This is a genomic window from Streptomyces sp. NPDC006643, assembly GCF_042870175.1.
Classification (GTDB): Bacteria; Actinomycetota; Actinomycetes; order Streptomycetales; family Streptomycetaceae; genus Streptomyces.
This window is the reverse complement of record NZ_JBIAHA010000026.1, coordinates 60718-76119: the sequence shown is the minus strand read 5'-3', so window position 1 is coordinate 76119 and position 15402 is coordinate 60718. Positions and strand designations below refer to the sequence as shown.

General features: G+C 71.1%; 13 protein-coding genes. 7 read left to right on the top strand and 6 right to left on the bottom strand.

The window, feature by feature from the left end:
* Nucleotides 1-27: 27 nt before the first annotated feature.
* On the bottom strand, nt 28-2442 hold the full coding sequence (locus ACFYNU_RS30640) for an AbfB domain-containing protein (protein ID WP_356592654.1): 2415 nt from the start codon (nt 2440-2442) through the stop codon (nt 28-30).
* Nucleotides 2443-2645: 203 nt separating this feature from the next.
* Between ACFYNU_RS30640 and ACFYNU_RS30635 the strand changes: the two genes are divergently transcribed.
* Both ACFYNU_RS30635 and ACFYNU_RS30630 read left to right on the top strand, forming a co-directional pair.
* Complete coding sequence (locus ACFYNU_RS30635) at nt 2646-2960, top strand: nuclear transport factor 2 family protein (RefSeq protein WP_356592652.1); 315 nt, start codon at nt 2646-2648, stop codon at nt 2958-2960.
* Between the two features lie 173 nt (nt 2961-3133).
* Entirely contained in the window at nt 3134-3601 is a 468-nt protein-coding gene (locus ACFYNU_RS30630) for a hypothetical protein (protein ID WP_356592650.1), read from the top strand.
* A 37-nt stretch (nt 3602-3638) separates the two neighbouring features.
* Here the strand turns inward: ACFYNU_RS30630 and ligA are convergent, their stop codons facing one another.
* The 3 genes from ligA to ACFYNU_RS30615 all read right to left on the bottom strand — a co-directional run bounded on the left by ligA (nt 3639) and on the right by ACFYNU_RS30615 (nt 7719).
* Nucleotides 3639-5774: an NAD-dependent DNA ligase LigA gene (gene ligA, locus ACFYNU_RS30625; protein WP_388767830.1), complete on the bottom strand. Its 2136-nt coding sequence runs from the start codon at nt 5772-5774 to the stop codon at nt 3639-3641.
* A 67-nt stretch (nt 5775-5841) separates the two neighbouring features.
* The gene (locus ACFYNU_RS30620) at nt 5842-6765 is read right to left on the bottom strand and encodes a TIGR03564 family F420-dependent LLM class oxidoreductase (protein ID WP_356592646.1); all 924 of its coding nucleotides are present in this window, start codon (nt 6763-6765) and stop codon (nt 5842-5844) included.
* A 102-nt stretch (nt 6766-6867) separates the two neighbouring features.
* Nucleotides 6868-7719: a helix-turn-helix transcriptional regulator gene (locus ACFYNU_RS30615; protein ID WP_356592644.1), complete on the bottom strand. Its 852-nt coding sequence runs from the start codon at nt 7717-7719 to the stop codon at nt 6868-6870.
* A gap of 134 nt (nt 7720-7853) precedes the next feature.
* Here ACFYNU_RS30615 and ACFYNU_RS30610 point away from each other — a divergent pair, with 134 nt between their 5' ends.
* Nucleotides 7854-8756: an MBL fold metallo-hydrolase gene (locus tag ACFYNU_RS30610; RefSeq protein ID WP_356592642.1), complete on the top strand. Its 903-nt coding sequence runs from the start codon at nt 7854-7856 to the stop codon at nt 8754-8756.
* Between the two features lie 115 nt (nt 8757-8871).
* The gene (locus tag ACFYNU_RS30605; RefSeq protein ID WP_356592640.1) at nt 8872-10293 is read left to right on the top strand and encodes a carboxylesterase family protein; all 1422 of its coding nucleotides are present in this window, start codon (nt 8872-8874) and stop codon (nt 10291-10293) included.
* Between the two features lie 131 nt (nt 10294-10424).
* Here the strand turns inward: ACFYNU_RS30605 and hemC are convergent, their stop codons facing one another.
* Nucleotides 10425-11360, bottom strand: a complete 936-nt coding sequence (gene hemC / locus ACFYNU_RS30600; RefSeq protein WP_356592638.1) for a hydroxymethylbilane synthase — start codon at nt 11358-11360, stop codon at nt 10425-10427.
* A gap of 157 nt (nt 11361-11517) precedes the next feature.
* On the opposite strand from hemC, the gene ACFYNU_RS30595 reads away from it, so the two are divergent.
* The 3 genes from ACFYNU_RS30595 (at nt 11518) to ACFYNU_RS30585 (ending at nt 14938) form a co-directional block, all read left to right on the top strand.
* Nucleotides 11518-12309: a calcium-binding protein gene (locus ACFYNU_RS30595; RefSeq protein ID WP_356592636.1), complete on the top strand. Its 792-nt coding sequence runs from the start codon at nt 11518-11520 to the stop codon at nt 12307-12309.
* Nucleotides 12310-12591: 282 nt separating this feature from the next.
* Nucleotides 12592-13800, top strand: coding sequence for a cytochrome P450 (locus ACFYNU_RS30590; RefSeq protein WP_356592634.1), 1209 nt, complete (start codon nt 12592-12594; stop codon nt 13798-13800).
* Between the two features lie 10 nt (nt 13801-13810).
* Entirely contained in the window at nt 13811-14938 is a 1128-nt protein-coding gene (locus ACFYNU_RS30585) for a type III polyketide synthase (protein ID WP_356592632.1), read from the top strand.
* Nucleotides 14939-14989: 51 nt separating this feature from the next.
* Here ACFYNU_RS30585 and ACFYNU_RS30580 read toward each other — a convergent pair whose 3' ends face one another.
* Nucleotides 14990-15346, bottom strand: coding sequence for a trypco2 family protein (locus ACFYNU_RS30580; RefSeq protein WP_356592630.1), 357 nt, complete (start codon nt 15344-15346; stop codon nt 14990-14992).
* Nucleotides 15347-15402: the final 56 nt, after the last annotated feature.

Below are 15402 nucleotides of genomic sequence, written 5' to 3'. Positions count from 1 at the left end.
GACGGGAACGGCCTCGCAAAGGCCCGGTCAGCCCGCCCACGGATTGTCGACGGACCAGACCGTGTCCTCGGTGAACGACGCGGGGTTGTCCCACGCGCGCGGACCGCCCCGAGTCGCCATCCACACCTCCGAGTTGATGTGCCGCAGATAGCTGCCGGCCATGTTGTACGCCGCGAGACGCACTCCCCCGGTGGCGGGCAGCGCGCAGAACGTGGCGTCGGCGCGGAAGAGCGCCGAGCCGTCACCCGCCTCCTTGTACACGCGGAAGTCCCGGTGCCGCAGATACTGGCCGGGGTAGTTGCGGGACTCGAACGAGTAGCAGCCGCTGCCCGCGAGGCCGGGGACGATCTTCCAGGTGGCGTCGTTCTTCAGCAGGCCGTCGCTGTTCGCGTCGACGGGCGCGGTGAAGGCGAGGCCGTCCTGATGGCGCAGGTACTTGCCGGTGTGACCGGGGGTGGTCACCCGCAGCGACTTGTTCTGGCCGGTGGGCAGCGTGACCGGTGGCGGCGGGTTGCGCGAGGCCTCCACGAGGGCGAGGTTGGCGGCCCTGACCCGGGCCGCGTCGACCTTCACCACCTGACGGTCGTACGTCAGCAGGCCGTTGGCCTCGTTCTCGACGTCGGTGATCTCGGTGTAGACGGACGCGGAGAGACCGCTGGGCAGCTGGTTCTCGCGGATGGTGTCGATGAGACCGACGAAGCGGTTGTTCAGCGCGGTGACGCTCGTCTGGTCCTCGTAGCTGAAGCCGCCGCCGGGGTACCACTCGTGTCCCGGCACCTTCCAGCCGAGCCCGCCGAACTCGCCGAGGACCGCCGCGCGGGTGGCCGTCGGTGTCGTGGTGCCCGGTCCGACATAGATGTGGTTGTCGATGACATCACCGTTACCGCCGTCGACGGAGCCGCAGCAGTTGACGCCACTCATGTTGTTGACGAGCCGGGCGGGGTCGTACGCCTTGACCTCGTCGGCGATCCGGGCCTGGTCGTACTGGCCCCAGCCCTCGTTCTGGTTGACCCACATCACCAGGGACGGTGAGCTGCGGTGCTGGTCGATGATCCGGTCGTACTCGGCCTCCCACTGCACCCGCGCGGCGCTGTCCGGAGTCCGGGTGTCCATCGCGGGCATGTCCTGCCACACCAGCAGACCGAGCCGGTCGGCCCAGTAGAACCAGCGCTGCGGCTCGACCTTGATGTGTTTGCGGACCATGTTGAAGCCGAGGTCCTTGTGCTTCTGGAGGTCGTAGCGCAGTGCCTCGTCGCTGGGCGCGGTGTAGATGCCGTCCGGCCAGTAGCCCTGGTCGAGTGTGCCGGTCTGGAAGACGAACTTGCCGTTGAGGAGCGGGCGTTGGACGCCGCCGACCTTGCCGACGGAGATCGAGCGCATCCCCGCGTAGCTGCCGACCGAGTCGACGGCCGTCCCGGTGCCCGACAGCAGGTCGGCTCTGATGTCGTACAGGAACGGATCCTCGGGAGTCCACAGCCGCGGGTTCGGGATCGGCACCGGGAACGGGCTGTTCACCGGCCCGGTGACGGTGGCCACCGGCGTACCGCCGGAGGAGACCGTCACCCTGGCGGTCTGACCTGCGACGCCCGCGCCCCGGACGGTGACCTTCAGTGTGCTGTCGGAGAGGCTGGGCACCATGTCGAGCCGGGTGATGTGAGCGGACGCGGTGGGCTCCAGCCAGACGGTCTGCCAGATGCCGGACGCGGCCGTGTAGAAGATGCCGCCGCCGGGATGCGGTGTGACGTCGCTGATCCGCTGTTTGCCGACGGCCTGGCCACCGGTCTGGGAGGGGTCGAAGACGGAGACGACGACGGTGTTGGTGCCCGCCGTCAGCAGCGGCGTGATGTCGTAGGTGAACGCGTCGTAGCCGCCGCTGTGCGTGGCGCCCGCCTGCCGGCCGTTGACCCAGACCGTCGTCTGCCAGTCACTCGCCCCGAAGTTCAGCTGGACATTGCGGCCGTCCCAGGCCGCCGGGACGGTGAAGGCGCGCTTGTACCAGAGCTTGTCGCTCTGCGTGATCCTGCGCTGGATGCCGGAGAGGGCGGACTCGGCGACGAACGGGACCCTGATCTGCTCGGGGAACGCGGCGGGCTGCCCGGCGTTCGCACCCGTGACCGCGAAGTCCCAGATGCCGTTCAGATTGAGCCAGTCGGGGCGGGTGAGCTGCGGGCGCGGATACTCCGGCAGCGGCTTGTCGACCGGGACCTGATTCGTCCACGGGGTCGTCATGGGGGACGGTTTGGGCTGCCAGGCGGCGGCCTTCGCCTCGGCGGGGCCGCCGCCGGCCACGACGAGGCTCGCGCACAGGAGCAGCAACGCGCCGAGCCAGGCGGTGGCGCGGTCGCGTACGGGGTGATGTCGTGCGGCGTGATGTCGTGCGGCGTGATGTGTTGCGGGGTGCTGGGTGGGGGTGGGGGTGGAGCTCGGCAGCGGGACACGCATGGTCGATTGCCCTCCTCGGTCGCGGGCGAGGACGGTGCTGGTTCGGCCCGTAGGCATCTTTTACATCGTTGGAGGAGAGCTGTACACCCTCCGCGCGCGGGCCCGTCGCGCCGGGCTGCGCGGTGGCGCGGCAGGCGTGATGATGGCACTGCCCACCGCACGGCGGGAGCCCAGTCACAAGCCAGTCGCAAGGAGGACCACCCATGAGCGTCATCCCCGCGGACCCGGCGGTCGCCGCGTTCGTCTCGGCCGTCAACGGCGGGAACCGCGACGCCTTCTTCGCCGTTCTGGCCCCGGACGCCACGATGTCCGACGACGGCAGCGAACGTGACCTCGCGGGCTGGGTGGACAAGGAGATCTTCTCCGCCGACGGCCGGATGGACGTCGAGACCGCCTCCGACGAGGGCCGTGCGCTGACGGCGACATTCACCAACTCGACGTACGGCACCATGCGGACCCGCTGGGCGTTCACCGTCACCGACGGCCGTATCACCCGCTTCGAGACGGGCCAGGCGTAGCTCCTACGGCTCCGACCGCCGCCGGCTCGTCGTCCGCGTGCCGCCCGAGCCTCGACGTCCGCGTCCCGACGTCCGCGTAAGTACGTGACGCGGACCGATGAGTCCCGGGGCACTTCCCGGTCACCACTGGCAGCGGGGCCGCACCGGCCCCGAACCAGGAAGAGGAGAGACCGATGCGCCGACCGACCCCCCACAGCGCGCTGAGCCGGCTGGACGCCCTCGTGGGCGAGTGGGACATGTGGGCCGCCGGCGACCGAGCGGGGCCGGTGCGGACCGAGTTCGTCCGGCTGGAGGGCGGCGCGTTTCTCGTCCAGCGCACGGACATCGGGCCCACGACGGCGATCCCGCCCGAGTGGGGCTCGCAGGCCCCGTTCCCCACGAGCACGATCACCGGCTACGACGACACCTCGGACGAGTTCACGACGCTGTACGCCGACGGCCGGGGCGTCGCGCGGGTCTACCGCACGAGCCTGACCGACGGCGTATGGAGGCAGTGGCGCGCGGCCCCCGGCTTCCACCAGCGCTTCACAGCGACGTTCGACGCGGCGGGCGACACGATCACGGGCGGTTGGGAGCGGTCGGAGGACGGCGAGGCCTGGGCGGTGGACTTCGACGTGCGGTATGTCCGGGCCGGCCGCTGAGGACGAACACGGCCGGGCGGACGGACGAAGAACGCGGTCAGGAGCCGAGCGCCCCGCCACCGCCGTCGCCGTCGCCGTCGCCGTCGCCGAGAACCTCCGCGATCAGCTCCGCGAACTCGTCGGGTGTGGCTATTCGCGTACCGAGCTTCTCGGCCTTCTCGCGCTTCGATCCGGCGTTCTCACCCGCGACGAGGAGGGACGTGCGCTTGGAGACGCCGGAGGAGGACTTGCCGCCCGCCCGCTCGATCAGTTCGTTCATCTCGTTGCGTGAGAGCTTCTCCAGCGGTCCCGTCATGGCGCCCGTCACCACCACGGTCATTCCGTCCAACGGGCCGCTCCCGGAGGCGACTTGGCCGCCCTCGGCGGCCGTCGGCTCATCGGACGGCGGTGTGGCGCCGGGCTCGGTCATGTTGACCCCGGCCGCCCGCAGCTTCTCGATCAGCGGCGCCAGCCCGGCCAGCTCCGCCACGATCGTCGGGGCCTTCTCCACGCCGATCCCGTCGACGCGCTGCATCGCCTCCTCGTCCGCCGCGCACAGCCCCTCCATGGACGCGAAGTGCCGGGCGATCCGGCGGGACATCGAACGTCCGGTGCCGCGTACGCCGAGGGCGGCCAGCACCCGGGACAGCGGCTGCCCCTTCGCCCGCTCGATCGCGGCCAGGAGGTTGTCCGTGCTGGTCTCCCCCATCCGGTCGAGTCCGATGACCTGCTCGCGGGTGAGGGTGAACACATCGCCGATGTCCGCGACGAGACCGGAGTCGACGAGCTGGACGACCCGGGTCGCCCCCAGTCCTTCGATGTCGAACTGGTCGCGCCCGGCGGCGTACGAGATCGACGTGACGACATGGCAGTCACGGCCCCGCACACAGCGCCAGCGCTGCTCGGAGGTGTCGATGTCGGAGCCGCACTGCGGGCACACCTCGGGGAAGACGATGGCCTTCTCTTCGCCGGTCCGCAGATGGGCGACGGGCGCCTCGACGCGGGGGATGATGTCGCCCGCCTTGTACACCATCACGTGGTCGCCGATCCGCAGGTCACGGCGGGTGATGTCGTTCGGGTTGTGCAAGGTGGCGTAGGTGACGGTGGAGCCGTCTATCACGACCGGTTCCAGGACGGCGCGGGGCGCGATGGTGCCCGTACGGCCGACATTCCACTCCACGTCCAGAAGGCGGGTCACCTTCTCGACCGCCGGGAGCTTCCACGCGATCGCCCAGCGCGGCGCCCGCGTGCCCGATCCCGCCGCCAGCTGGTCCGCCGCAGCGTCCGCCTTGATGACGATGCCGTCGATGCCGAAGGGCAGCTCCGGGCGGAGCGCCGCGATCTCCTCCACCCGGGCGCGCACGGCCTCGGCGTCGGTCACCGTCCTGGGCGGAACGGTGGTGCCGGCCGTCGTGAGCACGCCCAGACCCCCGACGAGCGCGAGCACCTCGCTGTGCGGCAGCTCGGTGAGCGAGACGCCCAGATCACCGCCGGACTCGGCGAGAGGCAGGGCCGCGTAGGCGAAGAACGTCATCTCCACCTGATACGGGCGATCCTTGGCCCGTACGCTCCCGGCCGCCGCGCTGCGCGGATTCGCGAACGGCGTCCCGCCGTGGCTCGTGCGAAGCGCGTTGGCCCGTTCGAACTGCTCGGTGGTCATCAGGACCTCGCCCCGCACTTCGAGCGTGACGGGCTCGGCGAGCCGGTCGGGCAGACCGTCGATCATCGCGGTCGCGTGCGAGACGTCCTCCCCCGCCAGTCCGTCCCCGCGTGTGATCAGCCGGGCCAGCCGCCCGGCCTCGTACCGGGCGGCGACCGCCAGCCCGTCCAGCTTGGGCTCGACGCTCCAGCGCTCCACCGGCCGCCCGATGCGCCGCTCCACGGACGCGGCCCAGACGGTGAACTCGTCGCCGCCGAACACGTTGTCCAGGGACAGCATCGGCACCGTGTGCGGCACGTCCCCGACCGCCGCGCCGCCCGCGACCTTCCCGTTGGGCGAGTCGGCGGAGATGTCGTCCGGGTGGGCCTCCTCGTAGGCGGCTATGCCTCGCGCCAGGCGGTCGTAGGCGTCGTCGTCCAGGGCGCTCTCGCCCGTCGCGTAGTAGGCGGCGGCGGCCTTCCTCGCGGTCTCCACCGCGACGGCGTAGGCGGCTGCGTCGACAGGAGCGGCTGCGGGTGTCGTCATGTCGTACATCTTGCCGTCCACCACTGACAATGCCTCTGACCTGCACGTCTGTCAGTGATGGGGGCCGGTCGAGCGGTCATTCGGCGAGTTGTCCGAGGAGGTCCCAGGTGCGGCGCCGGTCGGCGTCACCGGCGATCTCCGTGCCCGCGAACACGACCTCCGTCGCACCGGCGTCCCGGTAGCGCTGTACTGCCGCGGCGACCGTCCGCTCGTCGCCGATCACGGCGACGTCGGACGCGCGTGTGCCGCCGGAGAGTTCGATGACCCGCGCGTAGGACGGGACCTGCTCGTAGAAGGCGAGCGCCTCGGTGGCCGTCGCGCGCACCGTGTCGACGTCGTCCGTGACCACGCCGTGCACGAGCGCCACGATCCGGGGCTCGGGGCGGCCCGCGGCCTCCGCCGCCGCGTGGACGGCCGGGACGATGTGGTCGGCCAGGGCGCGGGGCCCGGCGAGATAGGGCAGGATCCCGTCCGCCAGCTCCCCGCTCGCGCGCAGCGCCTGCGGCCCCATCGCGGCGACGAGCAGGGGTACACCGGCGTCGGCTCCCGGCACCCGCGCGGAAAGGGGCGTGTGCGTGGTGAGCAGCTCACCCTCGAAGTCGGCGGTGCCGGTCTCGGTCAACTGTCTTAGGACGGTGAGGAATTCGCGCAGCCGGGCCACCGGCCGCTCGAACGGGATGCCGTAGGCGCCCTCGACGAGGATCCCGGCGCCGAGCCCGACACCGAGGTGGTACCGGCCGTGCGTGGCCGCCTGCGCCGTCAGTGCCTGGCTCGCCACGGTCAGCGGGTGCCGGCCGAAGACGGGGATCGCGGAGGTGCCCACCTGGAGGGCAGGTACCTCGCGTCCGACGATGGCCGCGAGTTGCGGCGAGTCGGCACCCAGCGTCTGGCCGAACCAGGCGGACCGCAGTCCCGCCGCGGCGGCCTCCTCGGCGAGCCGTACGGTGGCGTCGATCTGGTTGTCGGGATCTGTCGCGTTGAGTGCTACTCCCACAGTCATGCAGGGGAAACGAGCGCCCGCCGCCCACCGATTTCCGTTCCCTCATGACAGTTGTGTGTCAGCTCGCCGCGGCTGCTCCGGCGGTGATACGCGAGGGGCGGCTCAGGAGGCGTACGCGTACGCGCACAGGCGCGCGAGCGTGTCCTCGGAGCGGGAGCCCTCCTCCGTGGTGACGAGGACGAGGGACTGCTCGGGCGAGCGGGCGGGTACGACGATCTGCTGGGTGACGGTCAGCTCCCCGGCCAGCGGATGACGCAGCAGGTAGGAGTCCGCTTCGCACGGCCGGACCCGGTGATCGCCCCACAGCGCGGCGAACTCGGGGCACGCCGTGGTCAGTTCCCCGACCAGTGACGCCAGGAGCGCGTCCTCGGGGTGGTGTCCGGCGATCTGCCGCAGGCTGCCCACGACCGCTTGTGCCTTGCGTTCCCAGTCCGCGTACAGGTCTCTGGTGTGCGGGTCGAGGAAGACCATGCGGGACAGGTTGGGCCGGTCGTCGGGGCGCTCGGGTGCGGCAGGGTCGAGGTGTCCGGCGAGCAGGGCGTGCGCCGGCGGGTTCCACGCCAGCACGTCGGTGCGCCGGCCGAGGACCAGCGCCGGGGTGTTCCCCACCGAACGCAGCAGGTCGCGGGTGAGTGGGTCGACGCGTTCCGCCGGGGGCCTGGTACGGGGCCGCTGACGCCGCGAGGCGAGTTCCCGCAGATGTGCGTGCTCGTGCTCGTCCAGCCGAAGCGCGGTGGCGAGCGCGTTCAGGACACCGTCGGACGCGTTGACCGACTGGCCCTGTTCGAGGCGCGTGTAGTACGACACGCTGACGCCCGCCAGTTGCGACAGCTCCTCGCGGCGCAGGCCCGCGACCCGCCGCCGGCCGGGCAGCCCGGGAAGGCCCACGTCCTCGGGCCGTACCCGGGCGCGCCGGGCCCGGAGGAATTCACCGAGGGGCATGGAGACCGCCATGCCGTCGAGTATGCCCGAGACCCCCGGCTGCCAGCCTGCCCCTGTCATGCGTAGGCACAGGTCGGGACTGGTGACCCGGCACGCCGTGCGGTGAGGCTGACGGGACTCCACCCGATCGACAGACAGGACCGGTCATGCAGGAAATCGTTCTCGGCGACGTGTCGATCACGCGGGTCGTCGAGTACTACGGATCGGTCGAGATGGCTCCGGCCACCTTCTTCCCCGAGGCGCCGGAGCAGGCGTGGCGGGAGCACGAGGGCTGGCTGGGGCCGGACTTCGTCGACTTCGCGTCGGATGTCTGTGTCAGCGCGATCCAGACCTGGCTGGTGCGCAGCGAGGGCAGGACGATCCTCGTGGACACGGGGGTCGGCAACCACAAGGAGCGCCCGTACTCGCCGGTCTGGAGCCGGCGGGACGGCGATTTCCTCGGTGAGCTGGCCCGCGCGGGCGTGCGCCCGCAGGACGTCGATCTGGTCGTCAACACACATCTGCATGTCGATCACGTCGGCTGGAACACCCGGCTCGAAGGCCGTGACTGGGTGCCGACCTTCCCCAACGCGACCTATCTGATGCCTCGGCGCGACTTCGACTTCTGGAATCCGGCGAACGGCCACGCCCCGAGGCTGGGGCGCGGCAATCAGAACGTGTTCGAGGACAGTGTGGCGCCGGTGCACGCGGCGGGACAGACGCTGCTGTGGGACGACGGTCACACCATCGACGGAAACCTGCGGCTCGCTCTCGCGCCGGGACACACCCCGGGCTCCTCGGTACTGACGCTGGAATCGGGCACCGACCGCGCGCTGTTCGTCGGCGATCTGCTGCATACGCCGCTTCAGTTCGTGGAGCCCGACACCAACAGCTGCTTCTGCGAGGACCCGGCCGAGGCCAGGGCCACCCGCCGCCGACTGCTCGGCCGGGCCAGTGACACCAACTCGCTCGTCCTGCCCGCGCATCTGGGCGGGTCCGGCGGGGCGGAGGTGGTCCGGGACGGCGACACGTTCGCCATCGCGGCGTGGGCGCCGTTCGCCCGGCTCTGACCGACGGGCACCCGACCGCCACGAGCAGCACGAGCAGTACGAGCAGTACGAGCAGTACGAGCAGTACGAGCAGTACGAGCAGTACGAGCAGTACGAGAACAGGAGAAGGAGACCGGTGTCCGATCTGATCGTCACCACCGACACCGGCGCCGTACGCGGCGCCGCCACCGACCACACCGACGGCGCGATACGGCGGTTCCTCGCGGTCCCGTACGCCGCACCGCCACGGGGCGCCGGGCGGTTCGAGCCGCCCCGCCCCCATGAGCCGTGGACGGGCGTACGCGACGCCCTGGCGCCGGGGCCCAGCGCGCCGCAGCCGCGCCGCGACGCCTTCGGCGCACTCGACATGTCACCGTACTTCGGGCCCGGTTGGGTCCGGGGCGACGACCATCTCACGGTGAACGTATGGGCCCCACGTGCGGCCGATCGCAGCCCGGTGATGGTGTTCGTGCACGGCGGCGGGTTCGTGGCCGGCTCGACCGGCGCCGCCCTGTACGACGGCGCCGCGTTCGCCCGCGACGGTGTGGTCCTGGTGACGCTCAACTACCGGCTCGGCGTCGCGGGCTTCCTCGATCTGCCGGGCGCGCCGGCCAACCGCGGGCTGCTCGACGTCGTCGCGGCGCTGCGCTGGGTCCGCGACAACATCGCGGCCTTCGGCGGCGATCCGGGCAACGTCACCCTGTTCGGGCAGTCCGCGGGGGCCACGATCGTCGGCGCCGTCCTCGCCACGCCCACGGCGGCCGGGCTCGTCCGGCGCGCGATCGTGCAGAGCGGGAGTGGACTCGGAGCGTTCTCGCCCGAGCAGGCCGCCCGGGTGACACGCACGGCCGCGGCGAAGGTGGGCGTCGCGCCGACGGCCGCCGCTTTCGCGGACGTTCCCGACGAACGGCTCGTCGAGGTCGTACCCGAGCTGGGTGGGCTGGATCTGCGGACGGCCGACCGGTCCGACCCGCTCATGGGGCTCAGCCCGTTCGGTCTCGTACTGGAACGGCAGCCCGCCGAGAGCTTGTTGGCGGACGTCGATCTGCTCATCGGCACCAACGGCGAGGAGGGGAACCTGTACCTCGCCCCGCAGGGCCGGCTGACGGCCTCGACGGAGCACGACGTGCACGCGACCGCCGCCGCGCACGGCGGTTCCGACACGCTCGTCGCCGCCTACCGTGCCCGGCATCCGGATGCCGGGCACGGCGAGGTGCGCTCCGCGATCCTCGGCGACGCGCTGTTCGGCGCCGGCAGCCGGAGACTGGCCGAGGCGCACGGCCGCGCCCACGTCTACGAGTTCGGCTGGCGCTCGCCGGCCGTCGACGGCCGGCTCGGCGCGGCGCACACCGTGGAACTGCCCTTCGTGTTCGACCGGCTCGGCCTTCCGGCGCTGCGCGGGCGACGTGGTCTGCTGGGGCCGGCAGAGCCGCCCGCGTCGCTGGCCGAGGAGATGCACACGGCATGGATCGCGTTCGCCCGCACCGGCGACCCCGGCTGGCCACCGTCCTCCGGGGAGCGACGGATCCACAAGTTCGACGGCGCCGACGCCGACTGACAGACACGCCGACTGCCAGGCACGTTGGCGCGGCGCATCGCAACGCGGCGGATCGGCCTCGTACCGGGCGTACTCGGCCGACGCCGACAACGGGCGGCACTTCTCCCCCCGTGGCTCCCTGGGGACGCGCCCTAGTGGGCGATGGAGTCGATCAGCTCGCGCGCTCCCTGGCGGAGCAGCGCCACCGCCACGGAGGTGCCGAGGGTCTCGGGATCCAGCGGGCCCGCCCACTCGTGCGCGTTGAGGACCGTCTTGCCGTCCGGGGTGAACACCCGGGCGCGCAGGGAGAGGCCGCCGCTGCGCTCCGCGTGCGCGAACCCGGCGATCGGGCTGTTGCAGTGGCCCTGGAGGACATGGAGGAACATCCGCTCGGCGGAGGCTTCCTTGTACGTGTCCCGGTCGCCGAGCGCGGAGACGGCGTCGATGGTGTCGGTGTCGTCCTCCCGGCACTGGAGGGCGAGGATCCCGGCGCCGATGGGCGGGCACATGAGGTCCACCGGCAGGATCTCGGTGATGACGTCACGGCGTTCGATGCGCTCCAGGCCGGCCGCGGCCAGCAGCAGCGCGTCGGCCTCCCCGGCCGCGAGCTTCTCCAGCCGGCGGTTGGCGTTCCCGCGCATCGGTACGCAGATGAGGTGCGGGTGCGAGGCGGCAAGCTGGGCGACGCGCCGGACCGACGACGTACCGATGCGCGTGCCGGCGGGCAGTTCGTCCAGGGTGTGCCCGCCGGGGTGGATCAGAGCGTCGCGGATGTCGTCGCGCTTGAGGAAGGCGGCGAAGACCGTTCCGGCGGGCAGCGGCCGGTCGGCGGGCACGTCCTTGACGCAGTGCACCGCGAGGTCGGCCGCTCCGGCGAGGAGGGCGGCGTCGACCTCCTTGGTGAAGGCGCCCTTCCCTTCCACCAGGGAGAGGTCGCCCATCCACTTGTCGCCGGTCGTCTTGACCGGGACGACCTCGGTCACGATGCCGGGGTGGAGCGCGGTCAGTTCGGCACGCACACGCTCCACCTGGGCGAGCGCCATCGGCGAGTCACGGGAGACGATGCGGATCAGTTCAGGGGTGGACATGGCGTTCACGATAGAGCGTCGGGCGGGTGCTCCCGCCACCCGACCCGGGTGGCCCATCTCGCCCGTGCCACGGCCACGTTGGGCGCTTCGGGCAGGTGTACGAGCGAAGCCTAGGCGGCGCCCGCAACCTTTCCCGCTTTCGGCGGTCATACCTGATATGACCAGACATGCCGTTGTCGCCCTGACCGTCGCCGCCGCGGTCGGCGGGCTCACCGCACCGACCGCACTCGCGAACGGCGCTCCCGCTGCCCACGCGACTCCCGTGTCCGCCACCGCGCCGACGGATCCGGTGGTCACCGGCGTCACCGTCAACGGCGGCAAGGACGTCGTCGTCGGCACGACCGAGCGCAAGACCTTCACGGTCACGGTCCACGGGAGTGACGACTCCGGGCTCCAGCTCGCCGATGTCGACCTGCTGGGTCCGGCCGGCGGCTTCTACACCACCGACGCCTTCTGTGAGACGGCCACCGCCTGCACCACCACCTTCACCGTCGACCCCCACCTCGATCCGTACAACGACAACACCGACCTCGGCAACGCCAACGCGGGCCGCTGGTACGTGACCACGCTGGTGGACACCAACGACGGCGCGTCCCTCCTCACGAGGCACACCGGCGGCTTCCTGCTCAAGCGCGCCGGCGCGCTCACGGTCAACGCCGCGCCCGAACCGGTCGCGAAGGGCGGCACGATCACGGTCACCGGCAAACTGACCCGGGCGAACTGGGACACGTACCGCTACGCCGGCTACACCGGCCAGTCGGTGGCACTCCAGTTCCGTCCCAAGGCCGGTGACACCTACACCACCGTGAAGACCCTCACGACGGACGGGACGGGCAACCTCCGTACGACGGTGAAGGCGACGGCCGACGGCTACTGGCGGTGGAGTTTCGCCGGTACGACCACCACGGCCCCGAAGAACGCGACGGGCGACTACGTCGACGTCCGCTGACCGGCGCCGGTTCGCGCCGTCGTACCCCGGCGCGCCCGGCGGCTCTCCCACCCCGCCGGGGCGCGCCCACCCCCCGCATAAAGGCGCCGTAAGCAGATGGCCGAACGCGGGGCCGGGGCGCTTCGACGGCCGGACACGGGTCGGCCGTCCGTGCATGGTCCCGGCGGTTACCCGTACAGGTGAGCTTGGCATCTCCGCGCATGGCGGCACTCCCCGTGCGGAAATAACTCTGAGTTGCCAACGTCACCATGAGTGACCACCCTTGCCCGTGGGAGTGCTGCGATGACCGGCGTGGACTCAGTACAGACCTGCCCCTTCCGCCATGACGTGGCCCTGGAGCCCGACCCCTTCATGACCCGGATGCGGATCGAGTCACCCGTCGCCCGGGTCCGTATGCCGTACGGCGAGGGCGAGTGCTGGCTGGTGACCCGGTACGAGGACGTGAGGACCGTCACCTCGGACCGCCGCTTCAGCCGAGCCGCCCTGATCGGGAAGGACTTCCCCCGGATCACCCCGGCGCCCATCGCGCAGTCCGAGTCCATCAACCTCATGGACCCGCCCGCGCTCAACAGGGTGCGCAGGCTGATCAACAAGGCTTTCACCACCCCGCAGGTGGAGGCGCTGCGCCCGTGGACCCAGCGGACGGCGGACGGGCTGCTGGACACCATGGCCAGGAGCGGCGCGCCGGCGGACGTCGCCGAACATCTCGCCGACCGGCTGCCGCTGATGACGATCTGCGAGCTGCTGGACGTGCCGGAGACGGACCGCGCCCAACTGCGGCGGCGGGCCATGGACATGATGTCCATGAGCGCGGCCGACCGGGATTCGGCGGTCGAGGCCAAGGCGTGGCTGCGGGCCTACTTCTCCGAGCTGACGGCCGAGCGGCGGCGCTCGCCGGGCGAGGATCTGATCAGCGGTCTCGCGACCGCGCGCATCGGTGACGAGATGCTCGACGCGGACGAACTCGCCGTGCTGGCCATGCTCCTGGTGATCACCGGTCATGACACCACCACGTACGACATCAGCAACATCGTCTACACGTTGCTGACCCATCCCGAGCGGGCGGCCGAGCTGCGCGCCCGGCCCGAACTGCTCCCGCGCGCCCTTGAGGAGCTGCTGCGCTACATCCCGTTCCGCCAGGGCGTCGGCATCCCCCGCGTGGCCCTGGAAGACGTCGACTTCGACGGTGTGGTCATCAAGGCGGGCGACACGGTGCACGTGTCCTATCTGACCGCCAACCGTGACGAGCTCGCCTACGACCGGCCGGACGAGCTCGACTTCCACCGTGAGGACCCGGCCCTGCACATGACCTTCGGGTACGGCAGCCACCACTGTCTGGGGGCCCACCTGGCACGCATGGTGCTCCAGGTCTCCATCGGCACGCTGCTCACCCGATTCCCCGACCTTCGTCTGGCCGTACCGGCGGAGGAGGTGCGGTGGAACACCGTCTCGATCTGGCGATACCCGCTCGCCCTGCCGGTGACCTGGTAAGGAACTGATCATGGCAACTCTGTGCAGGCCCGCCATCGCCGTCCCCGAGCACGTCATCACCATGGAACAGACCGTGGAGCTGGCGCGCTCGCTCCACCCCGACCACCCGCAGCTCGAACTCGCCGTGCGGCTGATCAGCAACACGGGCGTCCTCACCAGACGCCTGGTGCGGCCCATCGAGGAGACCCTTCGCCATCCCGGCTTCACCGCCCGTAACGACGCCTACGAGGTGGAGGCGAAGGCCCGGGTGCCCGAGGTCGTGGAGCGGGCCCTCGCCCACGCCGAACTGACGCCGCGGGACATCGACATGATCGTCTACGTGTCGTGCACCGGCTTCATGATGCCCTCGATGACGGCGTGGCTCATCAACACCATGGGCTTCGGGTCGGAGACCCGGCAGCTGCCGATCGCCCAGCTGGGCTGCGCCGCCGGCGGTGCGGCCATCAACCGGGCGCATGACTTCTGTTCGGCGTATCCGCGGGCCAACGTGCTGATCGTGGCGTGTGAGTTCTGCTCGCTGTGCTACCAGCCGACGGACCTCGCGGTGGGCAATCTGCTCTCCAACGGCCTCTTCGGGGACGCGGTCGCCGCCGCGGTGGTACGCGGTCAGGGAGGCACCGGCGTCCAGCTGGAGCGCAACGGGTCGCATCTGGTGCCCGACACGGAGGACTGGATCTCCTACGCGGTCCGTGACACCGGATTCCACTTCCTGCTCGACAAGCGGGTGCCCGGCACCATGTCCGTACTGGCGCCCGCCATGCGGGAGATGGCCGAGCCGCACGACTGGGACGTCTCCGGGCTGGACTTCTACATCGTGCACGCCGGAGGCCCGAGGATCCTGGACGACCTCTGCCACTACCTGGACGTACCGCCGGAGATGTTCCGCTACAGCAGGGCGACCCTCACCGAACGCGGCAACATCGCCAGCGCCGTCATCTTCGACGCGCTCGACCGCTTCTTCGAGGACGGCGGGGCGGAGCACGGCGCGCGAGGGGTGATCGCCGGCTTCGGTCCCGGCATCACGGCCGAGATCTCCCTCGGCACCTGGTCGGTCGGCGGCCGGGAGACCGGACAGCTCGAACGGGAAGTGATCCTTCCGACGCCGGTTCTGATGGCAGGCTCCGAGACGGTCGGCTGATCCACAACCGCGTCGCGAAAGCGCCGGACGGGCCCGCCGCCCGTCCGGCGCTCACTCGTACTCGCCGCCGATACTGAAGCCACTCCCCTCCGGGGGATTGTCCCTGTCGTGCGGCATCAGCTCGATCTCGATGCGGTGCATGTGCTCGCGGGCCGCCGTGCCGCCCGCCTCGGCCGTCACCACACCGATGTTCAGACCCCCCTTGCCGGTGCCCTCGCGCCGTACCTGCACGGTGAATTCGACGTTCACCCGCTCCACCCGGAACTGGATGCCGCTCTCCCGGCCGTCGTGCTGGGCGTTCTCCAGCTCCTCGCGGATCCGGCCGATCACCTCGGCGAGACCGGCGGTCTCCGTACCGTCGGGCCCACCACGCCCGCCACGCCCACCACGTCCGTCACCCGTGCCCATTGGGACCCCCTCGTTACGCAGCGGGGCCTGATTGTCACCCCCCGTGGCTATTGTTG

What these genes read in the sequence shown, in the direction of transcription:
- ACFYNU_RS30635 (WP_356592652.1), top strand. Translation starts at nt 2,646, where the DNA reads ATGAGCGTCATCCCCGCGGACCCGGCGGTCGCCGCGTTCGTCTCGGCC.
- ACFYNU_RS30640 (WP_356592654.1), bottom strand. Translation starts at nt 2,442, where the DNA reads ATGCGTGTCCCGCTGCCGAGCTCCACCCCCACCCCCACCCAGCACCCC.
- ACFYNU_RS30585 (WP_356592632.1), top strand. Translation starts at nt 13,811, where the DNA reads ATGGCAACTCTGTGCAGGCCCGCCATCGCCGTCCCCGAGCACGTCATC.
- ACFYNU_RS30595 (WP_356592636.1), top strand. Translation starts at nt 11,518, where the DNA reads ATGACCAGACATGCCGTTGTCGCCCTGACCGTCGCCGCCGCGGTCGGC.
- ACFYNU_RS30590 (WP_356592634.1), top strand. Translation starts at nt 12,592, where the DNA reads ATGACCGGCGTGGACTCAGTACAGACCTGCCCCTTCCGCCATGACGTG.
- ACFYNU_RS30615 (WP_356592644.1), bottom strand. Translation starts at nt 7,719, where the DNA reads ATGGCGGTCTCCATGCCCCTCGGTGAATTCCTCCGGGCCCGGCGCGCC.
- hemC (WP_356592638.1), bottom strand. Translation starts at nt 11,360, where the DNA reads ATGTCCACCCCTGAACTGATCCGCATCGTCTCCCGTGACTCGCCGATG.
- ACFYNU_RS30580 (WP_356592630.1), bottom strand. Translation starts at nt 15,346, where the DNA reads ATGGGCACGGGTGACGGACGTGGTGGGCGTGGCGGGCGTGGTGGGCCC.
- ACFYNU_RS30630 (WP_356592650.1), top strand. Translation starts at nt 3,134, where the DNA reads ATGCGCCGACCGACCCCCCACAGCGCGCTGAGCCGGCTGGACGCCCTC.
- ACFYNU_RS30620 (WP_356592646.1), bottom strand. Translation starts at nt 6,765, where the DNA reads ATGACTGTGGGAGTAGCACTCAACGCGACAGATCCCGACAACCAGATC.
- ligA (WP_388767830.1), bottom strand. Translation starts at nt 5,774, where the DNA reads ATGTACGACATGACGACACCCGCAGCCGCTCCTGTCGACGCAGCCGCC.
- ACFYNU_RS30610 (WP_356592642.1), top strand. Translation starts at nt 7,854, where the DNA reads ATGCAGGAAATCGTTCTCGGCGACGTGTCGATCACGCGGGTCGTCGAG.